General features: G+C 39.9%; 20 protein-coding genes. 10 read left to right on the top strand and 10 right to left on the bottom strand.

The genetic code is table 11. The features are described 5' to 3' along the window. Positions 1-8: 8 nt before the first annotated feature. The 4 genes from folK to mazG form a co-directional block, all read right to left on the bottom strand. Positions 9-497, bottom strand: coding sequence for a 2-amino-4-hydroxy-6-hydroxymethyldihydropteridine diphosphokinase (folK, locus tag NO346_RS04930; RefSeq protein ID WP_087545610.1), 489 nt, complete (start codon positions 495-497; stop codon positions 9-11). Then, a complete protein-coding gene (gene pcnB, locus NO346_RS04925; RefSeq protein WP_256414449.1) occupies positions 494-1,948 on the bottom strand; it encodes a polynucleotide adenylyltransferase PcnB in 1,455 nt (484 codons plus the stop codon). The genes folK and pcnB overlap by 4 nt, the downstream gene beginning before the upstream one ends. A 139-nt stretch (positions 1,949-2,087) precedes the next feature. Continuing rightward, positions 2,088-2,516, bottom strand: a complete 429-nt coding sequence (locus tag NO346_RS04920; protein ID WP_256414448.1) for a ComEA family DNA-binding protein — start codon at positions 2,514-2,516, stop codon at positions 2,088-2,090. Further along, entirely contained in the window at positions 2,485-3,291 is an 807-nt protein-coding gene (gene mazG, locus NO346_RS04915; protein ID WP_256414447.1) for a nucleoside triphosphate pyrophosphohydrolase, read from the bottom strand. The genes NO346_RS04920 and mazG overlap by 32 nt, the downstream gene beginning before the upstream one ends. 93 nt (positions 3,292-3,384) lie before the next feature. Between mazG and NO346_RS04910 the strand changes: the two genes are divergently transcribed. From NO346_RS04910 to NO346_RS04890, 5 genes are all read left to right on the top strand, one after another. Continuing rightward, positions 3,385-4,158: an SDR family oxidoreductase gene (locus NO346_RS04910; RefSeq protein WP_256414446.1), complete on the top strand. Its 774-nt coding sequence runs from the start codon at positions 3,385-3,387 to the stop codon at positions 4,156-4,158. Positions 4,159-4,357: 199 nt separating this feature from the next. After that, entirely contained in the window at positions 4,358-5,728 is a 1,371-nt protein-coding gene (locus NO346_RS04905; RefSeq protein ID WP_256414445.1) for a COG3014 family protein, read from the top strand. Between the two features lie 18 nt (positions 5,729-5,746). Then, a complete protein-coding gene (locus NO346_RS04900; RefSeq protein ID WP_005164336.1) occupies positions 5,747-6,154 on the top strand; it encodes a DUF1425 domain-containing protein in 408 nt (135 codons plus the stop codon). Positions 6,155-6,182: 28 nt separating this feature from the next. Then, positions 6,183-6,785 (top strand): penicillin-binding protein activator LpoB, encoded by a 603-nt coding sequence (gene lpoB, locus NO346_RS04895; RefSeq protein WP_005164332.1) that lies wholly within the window; start codon positions 6,183-6,185, stop codon positions 6,783-6,785. A gap of 73 nt (positions 6,786-6,858) precedes the next feature. Next, entirely contained in the window at positions 6,859-7,860 is a 1,002-nt protein-coding gene (locus NO346_RS04890) for a CsgG/HfaB family protein (RefSeq protein ID WP_171295137.1), read from the top strand. 101 nt (positions 7,861-7,961) lie between these two features. Here NO346_RS04890 and NO346_RS04885 read toward each other — a convergent pair whose 3' ends face one another. The 4 genes from NO346_RS04885 to cysM all read right to left on the bottom strand — a co-directional run bounded on the left by NO346_RS04885 (position 7,962) and on the right by cysM (position 13,553). Then, on the bottom strand, positions 7,962-10,268 hold the full coding sequence (locus tag NO346_RS04885; protein ID WP_256414444.1) for a bifunctional (p)ppGpp synthetase/guanosine-3',5'-bis(diphosphate) 3'-pyrophosphohydrolase: 2,307 nt from the start codon (positions 10,266-10,268) through the stop codon (positions 7,962-7,964). Positions 10,269-10,299: 31 nt separating this feature from the next. Then, the gene (gene rlmD, locus NO346_RS04880; RefSeq protein WP_256414443.1) at positions 10,300-11,709 is read right to left on the bottom strand and encodes a 23S rRNA (uracil(1939)-C(5))-methyltransferase RlmD; all 1,410 of its coding nucleotides are present in this window, start codon (positions 11,707-11,709) and stop codon (positions 10,300-10,302) included. Between the two features lie 9 nt (positions 11,710-11,718). Further along, positions 11,719-12,540, bottom strand: a complete 822-nt coding sequence (locus NO346_RS04875; RefSeq protein WP_256414442.1) for a 3'-5' exonuclease — start codon at positions 12,538-12,540, stop codon at positions 11,719-11,721. An 89-nt stretch (positions 12,541-12,629) separates the two neighbouring features. Continuing rightward, a complete protein-coding gene (gene cysM, locus NO346_RS04870) occupies positions 12,630-13,553 on the bottom strand; it encodes a cysteine synthase CysM (RefSeq protein WP_004678341.1) in 924 nt (307 codons plus the stop codon). Positions 13,554-13,702: 149 nt separating this feature from the next. Here cysM and NO346_RS04865 point away from each other — a divergent pair, with 149 nt between their 5' ends. The 5 genes from NO346_RS04865 (at position 13,703) to rsfS (ending at position 19,561) form a co-directional block, all read left to right on the top strand. Beyond that, positions 13,703-16,513, top strand: a complete 2,811-nt coding sequence (locus NO346_RS04865) for an ATP-binding protein (protein ID WP_256414441.1) — start codon at positions 13,703-13,705, stop codon at positions 16,511-16,513. A 76-nt stretch (positions 16,514-16,589) separates the two neighbouring features. Continuing rightward, positions 16,590-17,378, top strand: a complete 789-nt coding sequence (locus NO346_RS04860; RefSeq protein ID WP_005164310.1) for a crotonase/enoyl-CoA hydratase family protein — start codon at positions 16,590-16,592, stop codon at positions 17,376-17,378. A gap of 18 nt (positions 17,379-17,396) precedes the next feature. Continuing rightward, positions 17,397-18,263 carry an NAD(P)-dependent oxidoreductase gene (locus NO346_RS04855; RefSeq protein WP_256414440.1) on the top strand — a complete coding sequence of 289 codons (867 nt, stop codon included), beginning with the start codon at positions 17,397-17,399 and terminating at the stop codon, positions 18,261-18,263. Between the two features lie 23 nt (positions 18,264-18,286). After that, positions 18,287-19,081, top strand: coding sequence for a hydroxypyruvate isomerase family protein (locus NO346_RS04850; protein WP_256414439.1), 795 nt, complete (start codon positions 18,287-18,289; stop codon positions 19,079-19,081). Positions 19,082-19,162: 81 nt separating this feature from the next. Continuing rightward, a complete protein-coding gene (rsfS, locus tag NO346_RS04845) occupies positions 19,163-19,561 on the top strand; it encodes a ribosome silencing factor (protein ID WP_256414438.1) in 399 nt (132 codons plus the stop codon). A 40-nt stretch (positions 19,562-19,601) separates the two neighbouring features. Here rsfS and NO346_RS04840 read toward each other — a convergent pair whose 3' ends face one another. Both NO346_RS04840 and NO346_RS04835 read right to left on the bottom strand, forming a co-directional pair. Beyond that, positions 19,602-20,216 (bottom strand): hypothetical protein, encoded by a 615-nt coding sequence (locus tag NO346_RS04840; protein ID WP_249571002.1) that lies wholly within the window; start codon positions 20,214-20,216, stop codon positions 19,602-19,604. Between the two features lie 12 nt (positions 20,217-20,228). Next, on the bottom strand, positions 20,229-21,551 hold the full coding sequence (locus tag NO346_RS04835; RefSeq protein ID WP_256414437.1) for an ammonium transporter: 1,323 nt from the start codon (positions 21,549-21,551) through the stop codon (positions 20,229-20,231). Positions 21,552-21,723 lie beyond the last annotated feature (172 nt).

The following is a 21,723-nucleotide window of genomic DNA, read 5'->3' as shown; positions in this document are numbered from 1 at the left end:
AAACAATCTTACGCCGTTGCCCAAGATTGATCTGCGATTACAGTTAAGTTTGCTTGCTGCACTAGTTCTAAATCTTTTAATGAGTGCCCATTTAAGTGTAAATGAGCATCTAAATCTAATAAGGGAAGGATCACAAAATCACGCTCTAAAATACCAATATGTGGTACGGTCAAACGTTCATTTTGAATCTGCTCTTGACCATAAATCAATAGATCCAAATCAAGCGTGCGCTCTCCCCATCGCCTTAAACGAATACGACCTGCTTCTTGCTCAAATTGTTGTAATTGGTCTAATAAGGCAAGTGCTTCAAGTGTCGTGTCCAATTGAACAACGGCATTTAGATAATTTGGCTGGTCCTGAGGACCCATCGGCGGACTTTGATAAAGCCTTGAAACTTTTACCGAACCTAAACTAGCCAACTTCACAACAGCTTCGCTAAGAATCTGTTGTGAATCGCCTAAGTTACTGCCTAAACCGATATAGGTACGAATAGTCATTGCGTCGGTCCAAAAACCACTTGGCTGAGATCACGTTGTACACGCTTACGCTTAAGGATCGGATGATCTGCATTGATTTGTCCTGAAACGGCAGTCGCTTTTTCAATAAAACGGCTAGTTGATTCATCTGCTCTAACACGTTCTTTCTTGGCACGGCGGCTTCTAGGCTCAGGGGCATTGACCAAAGGCTCAATCTCAGTGGTCTTTGGCTCATCAACATCAACTGTCTTACGGCGTGTTTTACTACGTTGGCGGTTGTATTGACGAATTGCGACTTCTTTTTGATCGATTGACATTTCTTGGTAAGCTTCCCACCAAATACCCATGCCTTCAGTACTGCTATCACCTGATTTCTCACGTAACAACAAGAAGTCAAAGCCTGCACGAAAACGTGCATGTCCAGCTAAAGCTTCAATTTGCTGTGGTTTTGGATTGAGCAAACGGGTTTGCATTTCCCATACTTCACGAATAAAAGTTTCAGCAAAACGAGGAATAATGGTACGTGTGGCTTGACGTTTCAATACATCTAAACCAGCTTGGGCACGTGCTTCAGCAGGAACAACACCTTTATTTAAATAAAAATCACAACGCTCTAAGAAAGGCTTCCATAACAATACTGCATAAAAAAATGCGGGATTAATGGTCTTACCAATTTGAATTCGTTGATCAGTATTTTTGGCCGCACGCTCAATAAAGGCAGTAAGGCTGGGTGGAATTTCAGCAAACAACTGTTTCCAGACACCAAACTCTATCAGCATTGGCAAGACCTGCGTCAGGTGCCCCATGGTAAATAGTTTTTGTGACTCGTCATATAGGCGGTGCGGTGAGACATCCCGCAACAACTGCGTCATCTCAACACTGAAAACATCAAGAATGGATTGGTCAATCTGGAAATTCAGTTTTGCGGCGAAACGCAATGCTCGCAGCATGCGTACAGGGTCTTCCTCAAAACGCTGGGCAGGCTCTCCCAAAAAACGCAGGGTACGGGTTTTAATATCATCAACCGCATGACAAAAATCAAGTACGATGCCTTTACGTGGCTGGTAATACAGGGTATTGATGGAAAAATCACGGCGCGCGAAATCCTGCTCAATGGTTCCCCAGTTATTGTCCCGAAGAATCATTCCAGATGCACTGGTCACCGCTTTTTTCGGTGGGGCACGGAAAGTCGCCACCTCAATCAGTTCGCGACCAGAATAAACATGTGCTAATTCGAAACGTCGACCAATAATTCGGCAACGTCGACCAAAAACTTCTTTCACTTGTGCTGGTGTTGCATTGGTGACAGCATCAAAATCCTTAGGATTAAGACCTAACATCATATCGCGAACACCGCCGCCCACAATATATGCCTCATAGCCCGCTTTCGTTAGGCTATCGATTACATCTAATATTGAAGAAGGGAGTTGGGCTGTGGACAAACCACATTTTGACGCACGCAAAGTTTGCAAAAGACACTGTCTCCTACGTCAGGACGTAAATAACAATTTGTCGCTAATCATAGCTCTAACACACTCAAAGGGCAATTTATTCTGTTGAAGTTTCAACAGATCAGTATGTTTTAATTGCAATATCATCTTTATTTTTATCCTATAATGCTAAGCGTGCTTTATTTTTTTCAAGTAATTTTGGACCAATTCCTTTGACATTGACCAACTCATCTACCGTTTTAAAACCACCATTCTTTTGGCGATATTCCACAATAGCCTGAGCCTTTTTCTCACCAACGCCATTTAAAGTCTGTAACTGCTGTAAATTTGCTTGGTTCAAACTAATCTTATCGCCCTGAATATTGGTAGAAGATGAAACTTGCTGGGAGCTTTTCTGTGGCGTGGGTCTTGATAAATAATAATTATAGTTAGACTGCTTCGCTAATTGCTGATCACGTGCTTGTTGTTGAGCTTTCCATTTTTCATAGGATTGATCAAATGGCTGTGCACTCACATAAACAAAGCAGCTTAAAAATATAAAAATAAATAGAACAAAGTTATGTTTGCTGCGTGGTTGCGGCAAATTCATTGGATTTCCCCTGAAGTTTTAAGTGTCGTTTTGCTTGCTCCCAGAGTTCATCCATTTCTGCCAAACTCATTTCTTGCAAGTCTTTATTTTGTCTTTGTGCTTGTTGTTCAATATATGCAAATCGGCTTCTAAATTTATGAATCGTTGCCAATAATGCAGTCTCACTCGACACGCCAATTTTACGTCCTATGTTAATTAAAGAAAATAGACAATCTCCAAATTCTTCTTGTATTTCATCAGTTTTTTTAGTTTTTATTGCCTGTTGTAATTCCTCTAATTCCTCATTTAACTTCCCATAAGCATCTTCAACTGTTTCAAAATCAAAACCCAACTGCGCTGCTTTTTTTTGAATCTCATGTGCCTGTACCAATGCTGGCGCATGTTTCACGTCATCTAGTCGAGATTGAGCCTTACCTTGTTTTTCTTGTTGCTTAATTTGTTTCCATAGTTCACTGACTTGTTTTGGATCTAAATTTTGATATTTTTCAGCTTGAAATACATGTGGATGACGACGAATTAATTTTTCACTAATTGCATCTACCACATCATGGAAGTTAAATGCGCCTTGTTCACTATACATCTGAGATTGGAACACGACCTGCAATAACAAATCGCCTAACTCATTACGAATTTCATTTAGATCGCCCTCTCGAATCGCAGCTTCCACCTCATAAGCTTCTTCGATCGTATAACGCGTCAAACTATTTGGTGTTTGTTGTTGATCCCATGGACACTTTTGTCTTAATTCGTGCATGATTTCTAATAACTTTTCCATGAATTCCTCCAAATACACCAAAATGTTGCAGCTTGAACCTGCTTATGCGTAATATACGCCGATTAAAGAAATATGATAAAGCAAGGGAAAGCAATGCAACATAGCGTATTTATTAGCGGGGCAGCACAAGGAATTGGTGCTGAGATTGCACGTATCTTTCATCGTCATGGTTACAAAGTCGGTATTTATGATATTAATGATGAGCAAGCGCTTCGTTTAGCCAACGAACTTGGTGAAAATGCTAAAGCGGGTTATTTAGATGTCAGTAACTTTCGTCAGTGGAAAATAGCACTACAAGATTTTAAAAATTGGGCAGGCGAACTGAATATTTTAATTAACAACGCTGGAATCTTATACTCTGGCGCATTTGAAGAGACGTCAATTCAATCCCATCATCGCACTGTGGATATCAATATCAAAGGCGTTCTGAATGGTTGCCATGCTGGGTTACCCCATCTAGAAAAAGCGAGTTTTGCCCGTGTAATTAATCTTTCTTCAGCTTCAGCAATTTATGGACAAGCTGATTTAGCCTCATATTCAGCAAGTAAGTTTGCTGTTCGTGGTTTAACAGAAGCCTTAGATGTAGAGTGGCAAAAATATAATATTCGTGTACTCGATGTAATGCCTTTATTTGTACAAACCAATATGGTGAAGAATATGGATGCGGGCAGTATTCAAAATATTGGCGTAGATTTACCCCCCGTTGATGTAGCAAAACAAGTATTACATCTAGCACAACAAAAAGATCATGCCCTGATTCCAACGCATACCCCTGTAGGTATCAAAACTAAGCTGATGTATCAACTCTCAAGCATTAGTCCACAGTTTTTAAATCGATTGACCAATATTTTTTTATCAAAAAGATAAATTAAAAGATTCATTCAAATAATATTTGAATGAATCAAAATAAATATTATGTTTCAAAAACTTATACTAATAAAATAAATCTTTTACTTTATAAAATAAAAATATTTATTAAATATCTCCTTAAATCCCTGTTAATTATTTATAACTTTTTGTATATTTGCATAATTTTTTAATACATTTTGTATTTTTAGGGGTTTATATGTCATCTTTATTATTAAAACCAAAGCTTTCACTCTTATTCATCAGTTGCATAAGTTTATCGATTTCTGGTTTAACAACTCAAGCACATGCTGGTTTATTTGATAACTATACGGATACGGCTCAAAATTTTCGTTCATCATTGACTCAACCGATATCGGCACCAACGCAAGAATTATTTGAAAAAAAAGCTAAAAATAATGATGCAGCGTTGTATCTATTAGAAAAGGCGCGTTTAGAACAAGCAAACAAACAATATGAAGCCAGTAAGCAAACTTTTGAAAAAGCATTTGAACTATTAGATGCTCAAAATAATAAAGCAACAATTAGCGCCTCTAAATTAGGTTTTAAGGCACTTTCCCTCGTGAGTAATGATAGTGTAGCCCCTTATAAGATTCCTGAATATGAACAGGTATTAGCACATGTTTACCAATCAATAAACTATCTAGCTTTAAATAATACTGAGGGCGCGGCTGTTGAAATGCGTGTAGCGCAACGTATTCAACGCGAAATTGAATTAGCTCATAGCAAAGAAGCAGAAAAAGCAGCAGCTAAAGGTCAAAATGTTAATTCTGCTCCAGCTGAATACGATGAAGCTTTAGCTGGACTAAATACAATTGCGGGTAAAGTAAAAAATACCTATCAAAATGCGTATGCATTTTATATGGCGGCAACATTATGGGAAGCCTTGGGTGAAAAAAATGATGCTTTAGTTGATTATAAAAAAGCATATGAACTACAGCCAAATGATTTTATTAAAAATGATGTAAAACGACTCGATAACGCCGCAAAGAAAGCAAATGGTCAATATCCAGTTGTTATTTTTCTGGAGCAAGGATTAGTTCCTCAAAAAATTTCTTCGACCTTAGCAATTCCAACACCAAATGGGTTAGTGAATATCTCATTTGCAAGCTATGACCCTTCAACCTATGTTGCACCAAGTCAGGTTGATGTGGCTGTAAATGGGAAAACCGTTGCAAATACAGCATTACTTACTGATATTGGTGCGTTGGCTGTAAAAACACTAAAAGAAAAGATTACCGCTAATCTCACAACTCAAATTGCACGTTCTACAGCGAAATACGCTGTACAAAAAGAACTGGGCAATCGTTTAGGCGTATTTGGACAACTTGCAGGCAATATCTATAACACTGCCACAGAAAAAGCAGATGTTCGTGCATGGAATACCCTCCCAAGCAATGCACAAGTCACTCGCCTTTTACTCCCTGTTGGTAGTCATACCATCCAACTTAAAAACAACTATGCAAATCAATCGATCAATATTGAAGTGAAAGCTAATCAGACGACCTTCATTCATGGTATCGAAACCAACCAACAAATTGTCGCTGATAGCTTCAGTATCGCTAAATAATAACTTGAGTAAAACATAATGAAACAACGCCTTTTACCCATAATTCTGTGTAGCTTTAGCCTTGGCTTAACTGCATGTACAGCACCAAATGCGATGCGTACACAAACAGACCCAAATACTGGTGCAAGCAATGTAAGAACCATGACAGGTAATCCTATTCTCGCAACCCGTATTGGTGTCAATCGAATCAATATGGTCAGTCTTGGAGATATTAAAAAAGCATCACTCGCCTTAAAAAATGGTTGGTTCTACGAACAATCTTTTGAATACAAAGTTGTTTGGTTTGATGCCAATGGAACAGAAATCAATCCAGAAGGTGCAACTTGGAAACCAATCACATTACAAGGGCGTGAAGTAAAAACCGTTCAGTCTGTCGCACCCAATCCAAGTGGTGTTGATGTACTTATTTACATGAAGAAAGACTAATCAACAGCTTATTTATAAGGGGTAAAACATGAAATTCCGTACTTTGGCTTTAGCAACCACAATTGGCAGCATGGCATTGTTCAGTGGCTGTGCCTCCCAGGCTGTATCTTATGGCGATGCACAGGCAACTGAAACCTTAACCAAAGATTTTGGTTCAACCGACCTTCAACAAATCGCAGCCAAGATGGTTGATGACATGCTGGCGTTTCCACCCGTGATTGAAATGACTCAGGCTCGCCGTCCAGTACTGTTTGTTGACCGTATCAAAAACAAGACCCAAGAGCATATTGATACTGAATCCATCACTGACACCATCCAGAACAAACTGATTAATTCTGGAAAATTCCGTTTCGTTGACATGACTTCTGTCGGTGCAATGGCAGACCAGTTAGCTTATCAACAGCAAAGTGGCATGGTAGACAAACGTACAGCAGTGAAAACAGGCTCTCAAATTGCCGCTGAATACATGCTGAATGGTAACTTATCCAGCATCGTCAAAAATTCAGGCGGTAAGAGTGATGTGTACTACAAGTTCACTTTCAAATTACAAAACCTGAAAACAGGTATTGTTGAATGGACAGGCGAAAAAGAAATTCGTAAATCGGCTAAACGTGCTACTTTTGGTCTATAAACCATTCACAACAACAATAAACCCGATGCTCAGCACCTGCTGAACATCGGGTCATATAGAATGATAGAAAATGATGAAATCCTTACTTTGTGCAGCCCTGTTCTGCTTAACAACAATTCACTCAGCCAACGCCGCCCTACAAGAAGTCATGAAAGAAGCCACAGGTAGCGGCCCAACCCAACAACAGGCTATTGCAGAAGCCTTGCTGATTGCGGCCCAGTCTGTAAATGGCACCAGTGTCAGCTCACGCACTGACTTAGCGGAAGAAGTGAACATGGTGGTCAGCAACAACCATTGGAGCTACCAAGGAAAAACCTCGCCTGTGTTCAGTGTTGAAACACAGGGCACTAATGCGATTAATCGTTTTCAGGTGTTAAGCGTTTCGGGTTCGGGCAAGAACTACCGCGCCAAAGTGCGTGCTTATGTTAGCAAGTTTCAATCAAGTGTAGCGGATCAACACTTACGCCGTATTGCGGTTATGCCATTTCAATATAACTATTCAAAAACTCAAATCACAGATGGCAGTGATGCTGATGACTTTGTGACAGAAGTTGCTGATTTGGTCGGCACTCAACTGGCAAACTCACGTCAGTTAAGTTTGGTGAGTCGTGACTATATTGAGGAAATGGCAAGTGAAAATGCCTTTCTTCGTTGGGATGGTGCACCAGCAGAAATGGCGAGACTTGGGCAAAAAGTGGGTGCTGACTATATTTTAGTTGGACGTATCAATGAAGCAAAAACGACTCAAGGACGTTCATTTTATGGCGCTGTTCCAGCTGGGCAACAAGCAATCCGTCTAAATTGGCGAGTGATTGAAGTGAATACAGGAAAAGTTGCTGCTGCAGGAACTGTAAATCAACAGCAACGCCAATCTCTAGGAGAGCTTATTCATAATTCACAATCTACAACCTCATCAGACTTACTCGCACAACAAATAAGTAATGATGTCTTAAATGGCTTGTCTTTAATGCCGATCAGTTACTCTCGACAAAACTCGACACAAGTAGAGAGTTCAGAACCACTCTCGGATGCTGAACTCACACCAGGTTCGAGTGAAAAACCGATTCGTTGGTGATCGAATAATCTGTGTATATTCAATTTATGATTTTTTGTTGATGCAAAAAAAGAACACTTTAAATTCATTTAAAGTGTTCTTTTTTATAAATATAATGTCAATCAACTACCCTGAACCAAACGTCGTGCGCTGATAATCCCTGGTTGCTGCTCTAAACGAGCTAAAAGACGAGACAGTTGTGCCAAACCTTTCACTTCAATCAGTAACTTCATATTGGCAATCCCATCTGCCTCAGAAATCGTATTGACCTGACGAATATTTATTTGATCTGAGAAAATCACTTGCGTGAGGTCTTTAAGTAGACCACGACGATCATAGGCTTCAACCACAATTTGCACGCTCTGACCACGCGTTGGCTGCATTTCCCAATCCGCTTCAACAGCACGTTCAGGCTCTTGTGTCGTCATACGCAAATAATCTGGACAAGCGATCTTATGGATACTCACCCCACGGTTTAAAGTGATATAACCACCAATCGACTCACCGTGCACAGGTTGACAACACTGTGCAATATGTAATTCAACATTATCCAAGCCGTCAATCAAAATCCCGTGTGCTGAGAGCGTATGGCTGGCACGTGGATTTAAGGCAGGCTTTAAGACCAGTTCAGGCTCATCTTGATCCAAGTGCATCTGACGATTGACTTGATTCATCAAGGCATGGAGACTGATATCACCACTGACCAAAGCAACTAAAATATCATCGCCAGATTTCAGATTAAAGTGAGATGAATAGTCTTTAAGATCGATGCTTTTCGGGTGAATTGCTAAGCGTGCTAACTCTTTATTAAGTAATTCACGCCCCACCTCAACATTCTTACTCCGATCTTGCTGTCTAAACCAATGGCGCAACTTGTCACGCGCACGAGCAGTTTTGATATAACCTAAAGAGTTCACCAACCAATCACGGTTCGGTTCACGATCTTTTTTGGTTAAAATCTCAACCTGTTCACCCGTTTTCAGCGTATAAGTTAATGGCACATAACGTTGATTGACACGTGCTGCATAACACTTATTACCTACCTCAGTATGTACATGGTAAGCAAAATCTAAAACCGTCGAACCTCGAGGCAATTCTTTAATATCACCATCACGACTAAATACATAGATTTTTTCAAAATTTTCAAAATCTTGAATTTGATCTATACCATTTGACTCTTCATCTTCGCCATGGGGTGTGGTTTCGGTACGCTCTTGATAATGTTCCAATACCGCACGTAAAGAATGTAGACGATGATTAAATGAATGATCGGTATTTTTTGCACCCTCTTTATAATTAAAATGCGAACAAACGCCCAATTCGGCTTCGTTGTGCATCTCGAAGGTACGAATTTGTACTTCTAAAGATTTATTTTCAGCAATCACTGCCGTGTGTAATGAGCGATAACCATTGGCTTTTGGATTGGTGACATAGTCATCAAATTGGTTCGGGATATGACGCCACAGCTGATGCACAATACCTAAAGCGTGATAACAGTCTGGTACACTTTTGACCAATACACGCACTGCACGAATATCATAAAGCTGATCAAAACTCAGATTTTTACTTTTCATTTTTCGATAAATCGAATAAATGTGCTTCACTCGTCCAGTGATTTCAGCCTGAATATGATGCATACCCAGTTCAGTCTTTAGCTTATCAATCACAAACTGAATATATTGCTCTCGCTCTAAACGTTTTTCATTCAGCAACGATGCAATTTCTTTATAACGCTCAGGCGCCAAATAACGGAAAGCGAGATCTTCTAGCTCCCATTTAAGCTGTGCTATACCTAAGCGATGTGCAAGTGGTGAATAGATCGTTAAAATCTCACGTGCAACGCGTTCTTGGCGTTCTTTACTTGCAGTGGCTAATTCACGTAAAGCATAAGTACGTTCAGCCAATTTGATCAAAACAACGCGTACATCTTCTGTCACTGAAATCAGCATTTTATAAATGCCGTTTAAATGCTCACGCTGATTGTTATTAAAATGATCTTCTAAACGTTTATTTTTTTCAATCAATTCAGAGAGCTTACCCATCGCAAGCGTGCCTTGTACAAGACCAAGCACCTGTTCGCCGAATTGTTGTTGAATATCCTCTAAAGTAATTAAACCTTCGCGCACACTTCGATACAACACTGCCGCTGACAATGTGTCTTCATCAACATGTAAATGCGCCAAAATATCAGCCATGCCAATACCTGTACTAAAGGTATTGCTACGATGATGAACCGTGGTTTCTAATTCTTTTGCCAAGGTCAGCTCTGCAACTTTTTGAAGTTGCTTTAGCTCCGCCCCATCCAAAATATCACGCACTCGATCTAGCCAAGAGACCAGACCACTTTGCGCTTCAGCGGCATGTTCTACAGTCGTTTCCTCTGACAACTCATGGAGTCGCCCAGGTAACTGCTCACGTACTGTGACCATACCATTCTCCTCTGGATATGTAACTCATTCTCTAATCGTTTATCTCTTGGGTATTTTCAAATTGCTCATTTTTTTCAAATAAGGCAATTGATTCAACATGCTCAGTATGGGTAAACATATCCATGACTGCCGCTTTTTTAAGTTGATAACCATATTGTGCCAGTACACCCGCATCCCTTGCCAGCGTTGATGGATTACATGAAACATAAACGATTCTTTTTGCTCCAAAATTAGGTACATATTGCATAACTTCAAACGCACCTGATCGAGGAGGATCAATTAATAATGCATCAAATCCCTGTTTTGCCCAAGAATGATGCGAAAAGTCTTTTGTTAAATCTTGTGAAAAGAACAATGCCTGAGACAATTGATTTGCTTTCGCATTTTCAGTTGCCCGTTGTACCATCTCATCACTTGCTTCAACACCAATGACCTGACCTGTCTCACCAACACAACGTGCTAAAGGTAAGGAAAAATTACCCAGTCCACAAAACAGGTCGAGCACTCTCTCCCCTTTCTGTAAATCTAGCAATTCACATGCCAAGTGAATCATCTTTGCATTTACACCGCTATTCACCTGAGTAAAGTCTAAAGGTGAAAATGCAAATTTAACCGCAAACTCATCCAGACTATAGTGCAAACGCATCGGTGCTTGAGCATCATCAACACGATGTAAACTGTCTGCGCCTTTAGGTTGTAAATACAACTGCCAATCCTTTAGTAACGCAAATTGACGTAATTGGTTGACATCCGACACATTTAATTCATCCAAGTGGCGAATCAATAATGCTGTCTCGGTATCACCTATTGCTAATTCTATATGACCAATGTGGGCTTTGCCTGTTAGACTTTCGAGTAGTTTTCTCAACTCTACTAAACTTTCGGACAAACGCTGATCAAGTACGTGACACTGCTGAATCGGTGTTAAATGATTACTGTGATGCTCACGAAAGCCCATCACCAAACGATTTTGTTTCGCAATATAGCGAACGCCGATTCGAGCACGACGACGATAATCTATTTTTTCAGAGCGGATTGGATCTAACCATTGCTCTGGTTGTAAACCAGCAAAATGTTGTAAATGTGACTTTAATACATTCTGTTTTAATAAAATCTGTTCATCTGGATGAATATGTTGCAAGCTACAGCCACCACACACCCCAAAATGCGGACAAATTGGATCGACTCTTCCCACAGCCGCATCACTTTCTAGCTTAACCATATCCGCTTCTTCTAAACGAGAAGTTTGATTGCTAATCTTGGCTTGTACTGTTTCACCCACGAGCGCATAACGAATGAAAACCTTCTTGCCATGCTTTTCTTTTGGATGATCAGGATGCGTTCCATAATGCGCAATCCCTCGCCCCTCATGAGAAAAAGCTTCGATTTGAAAGGTATATGTCGGATATTGAGCTGGGCGCTGTTTCGCTTTATGTTTCAAAAGATCAACCTAATTTTTTGGCGCAAACGTATTTGCGGTAAATACAGTATATTGCGATGTTTGTTGCCATACCTGTAAGAATTCTGTTTGTTGCGTTTGAGTTTGTAAATAATCGATCGTGGTTTGAAGCCAATGCTGATGATCATGTTGATTAAGCTGCCCTTTGAGCAACAACCAACGTAAATAGATCAACCATGTATTTAAAACATCACCTTCACAATAACTGGTCAGTTTTAACCATTGTTCAGTACTCACATACTCTGGCACATGATAACCAGTCTCACCACGTTTTCCAGGGAATCCTAAAAGGCAAGCAACATCATCAAGTTTTTGAAAATTTCGACCATTAAACATTGCCATCACATCCATCAAATCGACATGACGATGGTGATAACGGTTTTGATAGTTATTGAAACGCTTTTGGTTATCAATTTCACCCTGATCAAATAAACTTGACGCAGACAAACCATGATACATGGCGCGGAATAAAATCACAGGCAGATCAAATTGCGAGCCATTCCAACTGATTAGTGTCGGTTGCTTCTTATCAAAAATAGATAAAAATTTAGTCAACATTTCAGCTTCTGTATTTTGCTCCTGACTAAATGAAAAAAGTCGAATCCCTTTTTCATCAATCCACAAACCTGAAATACACACAATTTCATGCAAAGGTAGGCGTTGAAAATCCATACCAGATTCTTGACGGCGAATCTTAGTTAAGGCTTGTTCAACATCGGCTTCAGGTAAATCAAGATGATAAAGATGAGCACCCGCCTTTAAATCGGTGAGTGTCTCAATATCAAAAACTAAAATTGGAAAACGTAAATTCATCTTGAAATCTCTTCAAATCCCTCCCAACCCACCTTTTATAAAGGAAGGTGTTCTCCCTCTTTTTAACAGAGAGGGATTAGGGGGAGATTTTAATCTTGAACTGAAAACAGCCCTGTTGACAAATAACGATCACCTCGGTCACAGATAATGCAGACAATCACAGCATCTGGATGTTCTTCAGCAATTTTAATTGATGCCCAAACTGCACCACCAGAAGAAGTACCTGCACTAATACCTTCAGTACGTGCTAACTTACGCATGGTTTTTTCTGCTTCAATCTGTGGAATATCAATAATTCGATCCACACGACGACGATCAAAAATAGTTGGAAGATATTCTTCAGGCCAACGGCGAATTCCCGCAATGCTCGCTCCATCTTCAGGTTGTAAACCCACAATCTGAATGTCTGGATTTTGTTCTTTTAGATATTTTGACACCCCCATGATGGTGCCTGTAGTACCCATCGAGCTGACAAAATGAGTGATTTTTCCACCCGTCTGCTTCCAGATTTCAGGGCCTGTGGTGAGGTAATGCGCCTCAACATTATCTGGGTTGCCAAACTGGTTCAGCACAAACCCCTTGCCATCAGCCTGCATTTGTAAAGCTAAATCGCGTGCGCCTTCCATACCTTGCTGTTTAGTCACTTCGATTAACTCAGCACCATAAGCCAACATTGCATCTTTACGTTCTTGGCTCATGTTATTTGGCATGATCAGCTTCATTTTATAACCACGCATGGCTGCAACCATGGCTAAAGCAATGCCAGTGTTACCGCTAGTGGCTTCAATTAAAGTATCACCAGGTTGAATTTGTCCACGTTTCTCTGCTTGAACAATCATGTTATAAGCAGGGCGATCTTTGACTGAGCCAGCAGGATTATTACCTTCTAATTTCGCTAATACGGTAGCTTGAGTATGACTTGCTAAACGTTGCAAACGCACTAAAGGGCTTTTACCGACATAATAATCTAGTAAAAATTCATCTGCTAAAAAATCAGTTTGCGTATTCGTCATGATCGACACCGATATTAAGGTGGCGACTATTGTATGAAAAAATAAGAAATACTGCACCTTTTCACTATGCTTTTTATTGGCTAGCCCGTACCTCTGTTTGCCACAAAGCATGCTAAAATGTTGCACAGAATGATAAATCTGACCGCACTATGTCAAATTTCAATAAAATCCTGTCAAAACGCTTACGGCTCAATCATGCTTATGGACAATTGATTGCACTTATTTTAGTGCCGATCGCCGTACTGACAGGTGTTGGAATTTTATGGGTTTTATCTGAAACCACCAGTGCAGCCAAACAACAACAGCATTCCGATGCTTCAGCGATCTTAGCTCGTTATCATCAAACCGCAGAAAAATTACTGCAACTGGTACAACAACACCCCGATCAATATGATCGCGCTCAAAACATTATGCAAAAAATGTTTGATGAGAAAAACTTACAACGCGCTGTCATTATTGATAATCAAGGGCAAACCTATCTCAGTATTGGTTATCAAAATAATCGTTTTTGGCCAACTTTTCCAAATAACAGTAATTTTTTTGGTCCAATCGCACATAAACACAACAGCATCTATGGTGCAAAATTGGCTGGTGGTCATAACGAATCAATTTGGCTCATGATTGAATTAGACAATCAGCCACTTGAGTTAGCTCGTTATAAAATTCTATTAGCCTTGGTAGCGACAGGGCTGATTACCCTGATGATTTTACTATTTTGCCTGAATGTTTTTTCACGGCGCTGGCTGGCGCCACTCTATGAAATTCGTATGCAGATGCAGCGCCTGAATGCCGATACGCTGGATCAGCATATTGTGGTGAACAGTACAGGCGAGTTACGCCTGCTCCAGCGTGATATTGCCAATGCAGTCAAACGTTTACATTTTAGTTTCTTGGAGTTGAAAGAGCATACTGAACAAACCGAAGAGGATTTACGTCGTACCTTAGACACACTCGAAGTTCAGAACATTACCTATCGTCAAGCACGTGACCAAGCGATTTCATCAAATCAATCTAAATCAGTCTTTTTAGCCAATATCAGCCATGAGCTAAGAACACCTCTCAACAGTATTGATGGCTTTATTCATTTATTGCTTCGTCAGCAGAACCTTAGCAATGAACAAAACCTATACCTACAGACTATTCGTAAATCATCTGCTCACCTATTGGCACTGATTAATGATGTACTTGATTTCTCTAAAATTGACGCAGGTAAATTAGAGCTCGAAACTGCACCATTTGATTTGGAAGAAGCTATTTTTGATGTGATGGATATGCTTTCTCCGCTTGCAGCGCAAAAACATATCAACATGGCATTTTACTACGCTGAGAATATTCCACAGCATGTGGTTGGCGATGCCTTACGTTTTAAACAAATTCTGACCAACCTCATTTCCAATGCCATTAAGTTCACTCCAGATGGTGAAATCATTGTTCGTGTACGTATGGAAGATGATGATATTGGACAATGCCTATTACATTTCAGCGTTCAAGATAGTGGTATTGGTCTCAGTGGTACCGACCGTAAAAAATTATTTGAATCATTTTCTCAAGGTGATGCTTCCGTTACTCGTCAATTTGGAGGTACAGGATTAGGCTTAGCGATTTCCAAACAACTTGTTCATTTGATGCATGGTCAAATTGGCTTTGAAGACAACCAAGAACGTGCACCGACAGAAAAAGGTTCAACTTTTTGGTTTACGGCTTCATTTAAAGTAGATGAACAAGATGAATTTGTCGAGCATCCACATTTCGATCATTTAAAAGTAGTCTCTTACCTTGCCCATCCTGCCACAGCGAGTGTGCTTCGTTCATATTTAGAAAACTACTGTGTCTCACATATCGAAACACAATCAATTTTGGATTTATTTAGTCGTCTGAATCATTTAAATCAGCAAGAAAATACATGGCTTATCGTTGACCATAGTGGTGATACAGAAGCACTACTCAAAGAAATTCGTCAGCGTTACCAAGGAAACTTAGCCGTTTACGGTTATCAAATGAGCCTTGAGCCAAACATGCTCAATGAATATCGTGCGCGGCCACTCTACCAACCGTTGAGTCGTCGTGAACTAGTTCAGTTATTGGGAAATCAACCTATCTTTGAGCCAGAACCAGAAAACTTTAATGGTCAAGGATTACATATACTTGCTGTAGACGATCATTTACCTAACTTGATTGTACTGGAAGCATTACTTGGTGAATTGAATGTCACCACTACAAAAGCGCTCAGTGGGCAGAAAGCGATTGATATCATTCAAGCACGTATACAACAAAAATTACCGCCATTTGACTTAGTCTTTATGGACATCCAAATGCCAGTGATGTCTGGAATTGATACAACACGAGCAATTCGTTCCTTAGAGTCAACTTTAGATACAGGCATGCAACTTCCGATTATTGCACTCACGGCACATGCTCTAGCAGACGAAAAGCAAAAATTACTCAAAGTTGGTATGAATGATTACGTAACCAAACCGATTCAAATGGAACAAATCATTCAAATCTTAACGCACTGGACGAAAAACAATTTCTCTTCCCAACCAGCAAATACGGAACAAAAACGTTCGATTGAAACGATTGATCCTCAAATTTTGAATTGGCAACAAAGTGTTCAATTAGCAGCGAACAAAGAAGATCTAGCACAAGATCTATTGAATATGTTGGTAGACAGTTTCGATACTGAACTTGCTGAAATGCAACAATTGATTGAAATGGAAGACTTCCCTCAACTGGAACATGTATTACACCGTTTATATGGTGCTACTCGATACGTAGGAACACCGAATTTACAACAGGTTTCGGGCGAGTTTGAACAATTCGTTTCAACCCTACGTAAAGAACGACGTAAAGCAGATGACGGCTTTATTCGGGAAACAAATTATCGCTTTAATGAATTAAACACGGCCATTGAACAGGTGCGACAAGCCGCAAATCTCATCTTACACGCCCATGACATTTAATGTGACTGCGGTGTCATGTTTCAGGTTAAAGACTCATGCTATGCTGCCCCAATCAAACACAATAAGAGTATGGTAAATGGCACTTTTACGCGTTGAAAAGAACAATGGGATTGCAACTGTTTCCTTAAATCGACCAGATAAACGCAATGCAATGAGTTTTGCATTATTAAAAGAATTGGTTGCAACAGCTAAAAAAATTGAGAAAGATCGTTCAATTCGTTGTGTCATCCTCACGGGTGAAGCACAGGTATTTAGTGCTGGTATCGACTTATCAGATCTAAATAATCCAAAAAATACAGCATTTGCAGCATGGGAACTGATCAAACCAGGACAAAGCTTATTTCAAAAAGCTTTTTTAATTTGGCAAAATTTGCCTATTCCTGTTATTGCAGCGATCGAAGGTTTTTGCTTTGGTGCAGGAATGCAGCTTGCACTCGCAGCGGATATTCGTATTGCGACTCCCACTACTAAAATGTCGATTATGGAAAGCCGTTGGGGCCTAGTACCTGACATGGGTTTAACCCGCTCATTAAAAGGGCTGATCGGCGTTGATCTAGCCAAAGAACTAACGCTGACTGCGCGTATCTTTGACGCAGAATACGCTAAAGAAATTGGTCTAGTGACACATTTAGATCAAGATCCATTAGCCAAAGCAAACGTGATCGCCCAAGAAATCTTACAGCGCTCGCCAGATGCAATTATGGCAGCGAAACGAGTATTGGATGCAATGGAACATCAACCTGAAAAGGCTTTACGTTTAGAAAAACTGTGGCAGCTTAAATTACTTTTAGGTAAAAACAGTAGCCTTGCACGTAAAAAAGATAAGAATCCAGAAATTCAATTCTTGCCGCGCCAATATAAATAAGCACGAGGATAAATTCACATGCATGCGAATCAACAAACACCTATCGCGTTCTTAGGTATGGGTTTAATGGGTACACGTATGGCCTCTCGACTTGTTCAAGCTGGTTATACTGTAGCGGTATGGAATCGAAACCAACATGCATGTGAAGCACTTATTCAACAAGGTGCAACTCAGTTAGAATTGAACAAGATTGCGGAATACCCTGTTATTTTAATATGTTTAGCGGATGATCAAGCTGTTCAAAGCGTTTTCGATCAAATCCAGCCCTATTTAAAAGCAGAGCAAGTGATTGTTGATTTTTCTAGCTTGTCGGTAACCGTGACACAACAATTGGCGCAATCTGCCCAACAGCAACAAGTGACTTGGATTGACTCGCCTGTTTCAGGTGGGACTATCGGGGCAGAACAAGGTACATTGGTCATTTTTGCTGGTGGCGATGAACACACCATCCAAGCACTCGAGCCTATTTATAAAGTCTTATCACAACGTGTCACCCGTATGGGTGAAACAGGGACTGGACAAGCCACCAAAATTTGTAATCAATTGATTGTTGCAGCAAATAGCACGTTGATCGCAGAAGCTGTTGCATTAGCAAGCCAAGCAGGCGTAGATACTAACTTGCTTGCCCCTGCTCTCGCGGGCGGTTTTGCAGATTCTAAACCATTTCAAATTTTAGCTCCTCGTATGGCAACCCATACTTTCGAGCCTGTGCAATGGAAAGTGCAGACCTTATCCAAAGACCTTAATAATGCATTAAAACTTGCACATAGTTTTAACCTAAATATACCTGTTGCACAAAAAGCTCTACTACAGTTACAAGCCCACCAAGAAAACGGCTTTGCTGATAATGATTTAGCGACTATTATTCAATATATAGAGCAATAATAATTGATTGAAGGAGATTGAATATGAGCCATCTTGCAGTCAATTTGTCGATGATTTTTACGGAAGTCCCTTTGATTGAGCGTTTTGCTTTAGCCCATACACATGGCTTCCAACATATCGAAATTCAGTTCCCATATGAATTAGAAATTTTTGACATTCAAACTCAGCTTGAACAATACGATCTTTCTCTTTGCCTCATTAATGTGCCTGCTGGCGATTTAATGCAGGGCGGTAATGGCCTAGCAGGTATTCCTGGAAAAGAAATTGAATTTCATCATGCCCTTATGCTTGCAATTCGTTATGCAAAGGCTCTGAATGTTCCTCGAGTCAATATTTTAGCGGGTAAACAGCCTCAAGATGCTGACCTCTTACCCTGTTTAAATACCTTAGCAAGCAATTTGAAACTTGCTTGCCACTTGCTCACTGAACAAGGTATTGAACCCGTTTTTGAAATGATTAATGGCACAGATATGCCACGCTTTCTAGTTCAGAATATCGCTCAAGCCCAAGAAATGCTAGAAGTCGTCAACCATCCTGCTTTAAAAATGCAGTACGATTGTTACCATATGGCAATGATGGGTGAAGAGATTTTGGCTGGATTACAGGAAAATTTATATCAAATTGGACATATCCAATTTGCCGATTATCCAAATCGACATGAACCTGACACAGGAAATATTCCCTATAAGCAAATTTTTGACTGGTTACGTCAAAGTGACTATCAAGGTTATATTGGTGCAGAATACCGACCAAAAATTCAATCAGATCAATCTTTTGCATGGAAAGAAAAGTACTTTTCCAATGACGTGAATACATAAACTGTTACTGCTGAAATTTGAATTTTATAGAGAAAAACGGTATATTTGACGATGAGCAATTGTCAGGAAAATATACCCTCTATGAATTTAGAACCATCGCCCAGCGCTTCTAATTCTCACGACCTAAAAATCAAAACAGCAAACAAAGATGTACATACTTGTTTAAAAGTTGTACATGAGGCCCTTACTGATGTAAAAGCCAAAGATATTCTAGAACTTGATGTAAGTTCTATTAGCAATGTTGCCGATGCGATTGTAATTGCAAGCGGAACATCTACTCGTCACGTAAAAGCACTTGCTGACAATGTTGCTGATGAAGCACGTAAAGCAGGTTTTCGCCCAATTGGTGTTGAGGGTGAACGAGACGCTGAATGGATCCTAATTGATCTAGGGTTCGTTGTTGTACACGTTATGCTACCTACCGCCCGTAAGTTCTATGACTTAGAAAGTTTGTGGCGTGTACCAGAATCAGTAGCGTAATGCTCAAAAAAGCGACCCAAATTGGTCGCTTTTTTTATATTCATAGTAACTGTTTTAAATCAATTTCAGGATATTGTTGCTTCACTGTATTCTTAATCTGCGCATAGAGCTGATCAGCTTTATTTGGTCCATAAAAATCACAATAAATGGCATAAAAAATTGTAATCAGTTCAGCATAGAGTGTTTGAGGTATTTGCTTAAGACAATTTTTTTCTGAACCATCAATAAATCGATAAGCAGCCAATAAGCGATGCTTTTTCATTTTTATCCCCAATTCATCTACGAACTCTAAATAATCATTCCGATGAACTGACTTTAAAATTGTGATTATAAAATCATAAAAAGCTTGAAATAGATCTACAGGCTGCTCTTCTTCCGCAATCACCACCTCTAGATCCTCTTTAACCTCAAGATGTTGCTGCTTTTCAACAATCGATATTTCATGCAAGACCTGACGCAACATGTCTTTGCGGAGCAACTGCAACTCATGTGTTGTACAAATTTCACTTAAAAAACGGTTTAATACAAAAGAAGGCTGATGACCATATTCACTTTCCCAATAGTGTAAAACACGTTGCAACACGGTATCTGGCAAAAATTGGGATAATCCTTTTGTGACTGCCTGCTTCTTTTGTTCAATTGTCAGTTCCACCATAGCAATCACCCCTTAATGCCGATGAGTGATGTTTTCAGTCTCAAAAGTCACATCTCTTTGAAACTCAGGATAAGATAACTCCGCATGTTCAGTGTAGTCCAAACCACGTTGTTCATGTTGTTGTGAAACTCGCAAACCACCCAAGAGCTTATCGAGTAATTTAAACATAATAAAAGATGCACCAAATCCCCAAATCAATGCAGACCCCACACCCAAGGCCTGAACAAGAATAATATCTAAATTAAATAGTGCTTTTTCAAAGAAAATACCTGCGGCTAATGTCCCCCATGCACCACAAACACCATGAACAGTGACAGCATCCACCACATCATCTAATTGCATCTTTTCTATAAATTGTGGAACAAAGGTAATTAATAATCCCGCAATTGCCCCTGTGATAATGGCAAACGGCGGTGACATTGTGGCACATCCTGCCGTAATTGCGACTAGGCCCGCTAATGAAGCATTAATCGTATGACGCATCAAGACTGCTTTTGATTGAAGCAGTGCAAGAATCATGTAAGTTGAAGCTGCTGCACACGCAGCAAGATGTGTATTCAGTGCAATACGCCCAATACTAACACTGGCTGCAACGGTTGAAGCAGCATTAAAACCAAACCAAGCAAACCACAAAATAAACCCACCTAGCGCAACTAGAGGTAAATTATGTCCAGCTAAAAAATGGCTTTGTCCTTTACGCCCAAATCGCCCTAAACGAGGGCCAAGGACAATAATCCCTGCAAGAGCTACCCAACCACCGATAGAATGCACAACTGTAGAACCTGCAAAATCAATAAAGCCCATTGCTTTAAGCCAACCATCTCCCCCAAACAAACCACCCCACGCCCAACTGCCAAAAACTGGATAAATCACACCACTCACAAAAATGGCACTTACCACATAGGCAACAAAATGGATACGCTCTGCCATTGCTCCACTCGCAATAGTTGTAGCTGTCGCAGCGAACATCATTTGGAAGAAAAGTAAGTTCCAGTGCCAATCATCCATCTGATCTGGCATAAAGTGGCTCAATCCAATCCATCCCGATTGATTTAAGCCAAACATTAATCCAAATCCAAACAACCAAAATACCAAGCCCCCGATACAGGTATCCATATAGTTCTTCATCAGTACATTGACGGTATTTTTACTACGCACTGAACCACTTTCGATCAATGCAAATCCTGCCTGCATGAAAAACACCAAGATCCCCCCAATAACCACCCAAACACTATCGAGTGAAATACGAATTTCTTGAATATTCGGTGCTGTTGAGGCGGATACTGATGTTGAGAGAAATATTAAAAAAGTAGAAATCAAAATTATATTTTTCATTAAATTCCCCTTAAAAGATCATTCAATCCAATGCAAGGAGAATGCCAAGATAAACATATATTTCTTTTTAGATTTTCAAGTATTTATATTTATTCAATAGACTTCCGTCATAAATCAAAAAACGTACAATTTATTTGATCTTAAATTAATCAGCAAAATTATTTAATTCAAG

The organism is Acinetobacter sp. 5862 (assembly GCF_024494585.1).
In the GTDB taxonomy this organism is placed as follows: Bacteria; Pseudomonadota; Gammaproteobacteria; order Pseudomonadales; family Moraxellaceae; genus Acinetobacter.
This window is presented reverse-complemented; position numbering and strand designations above follow the sequence as displayed.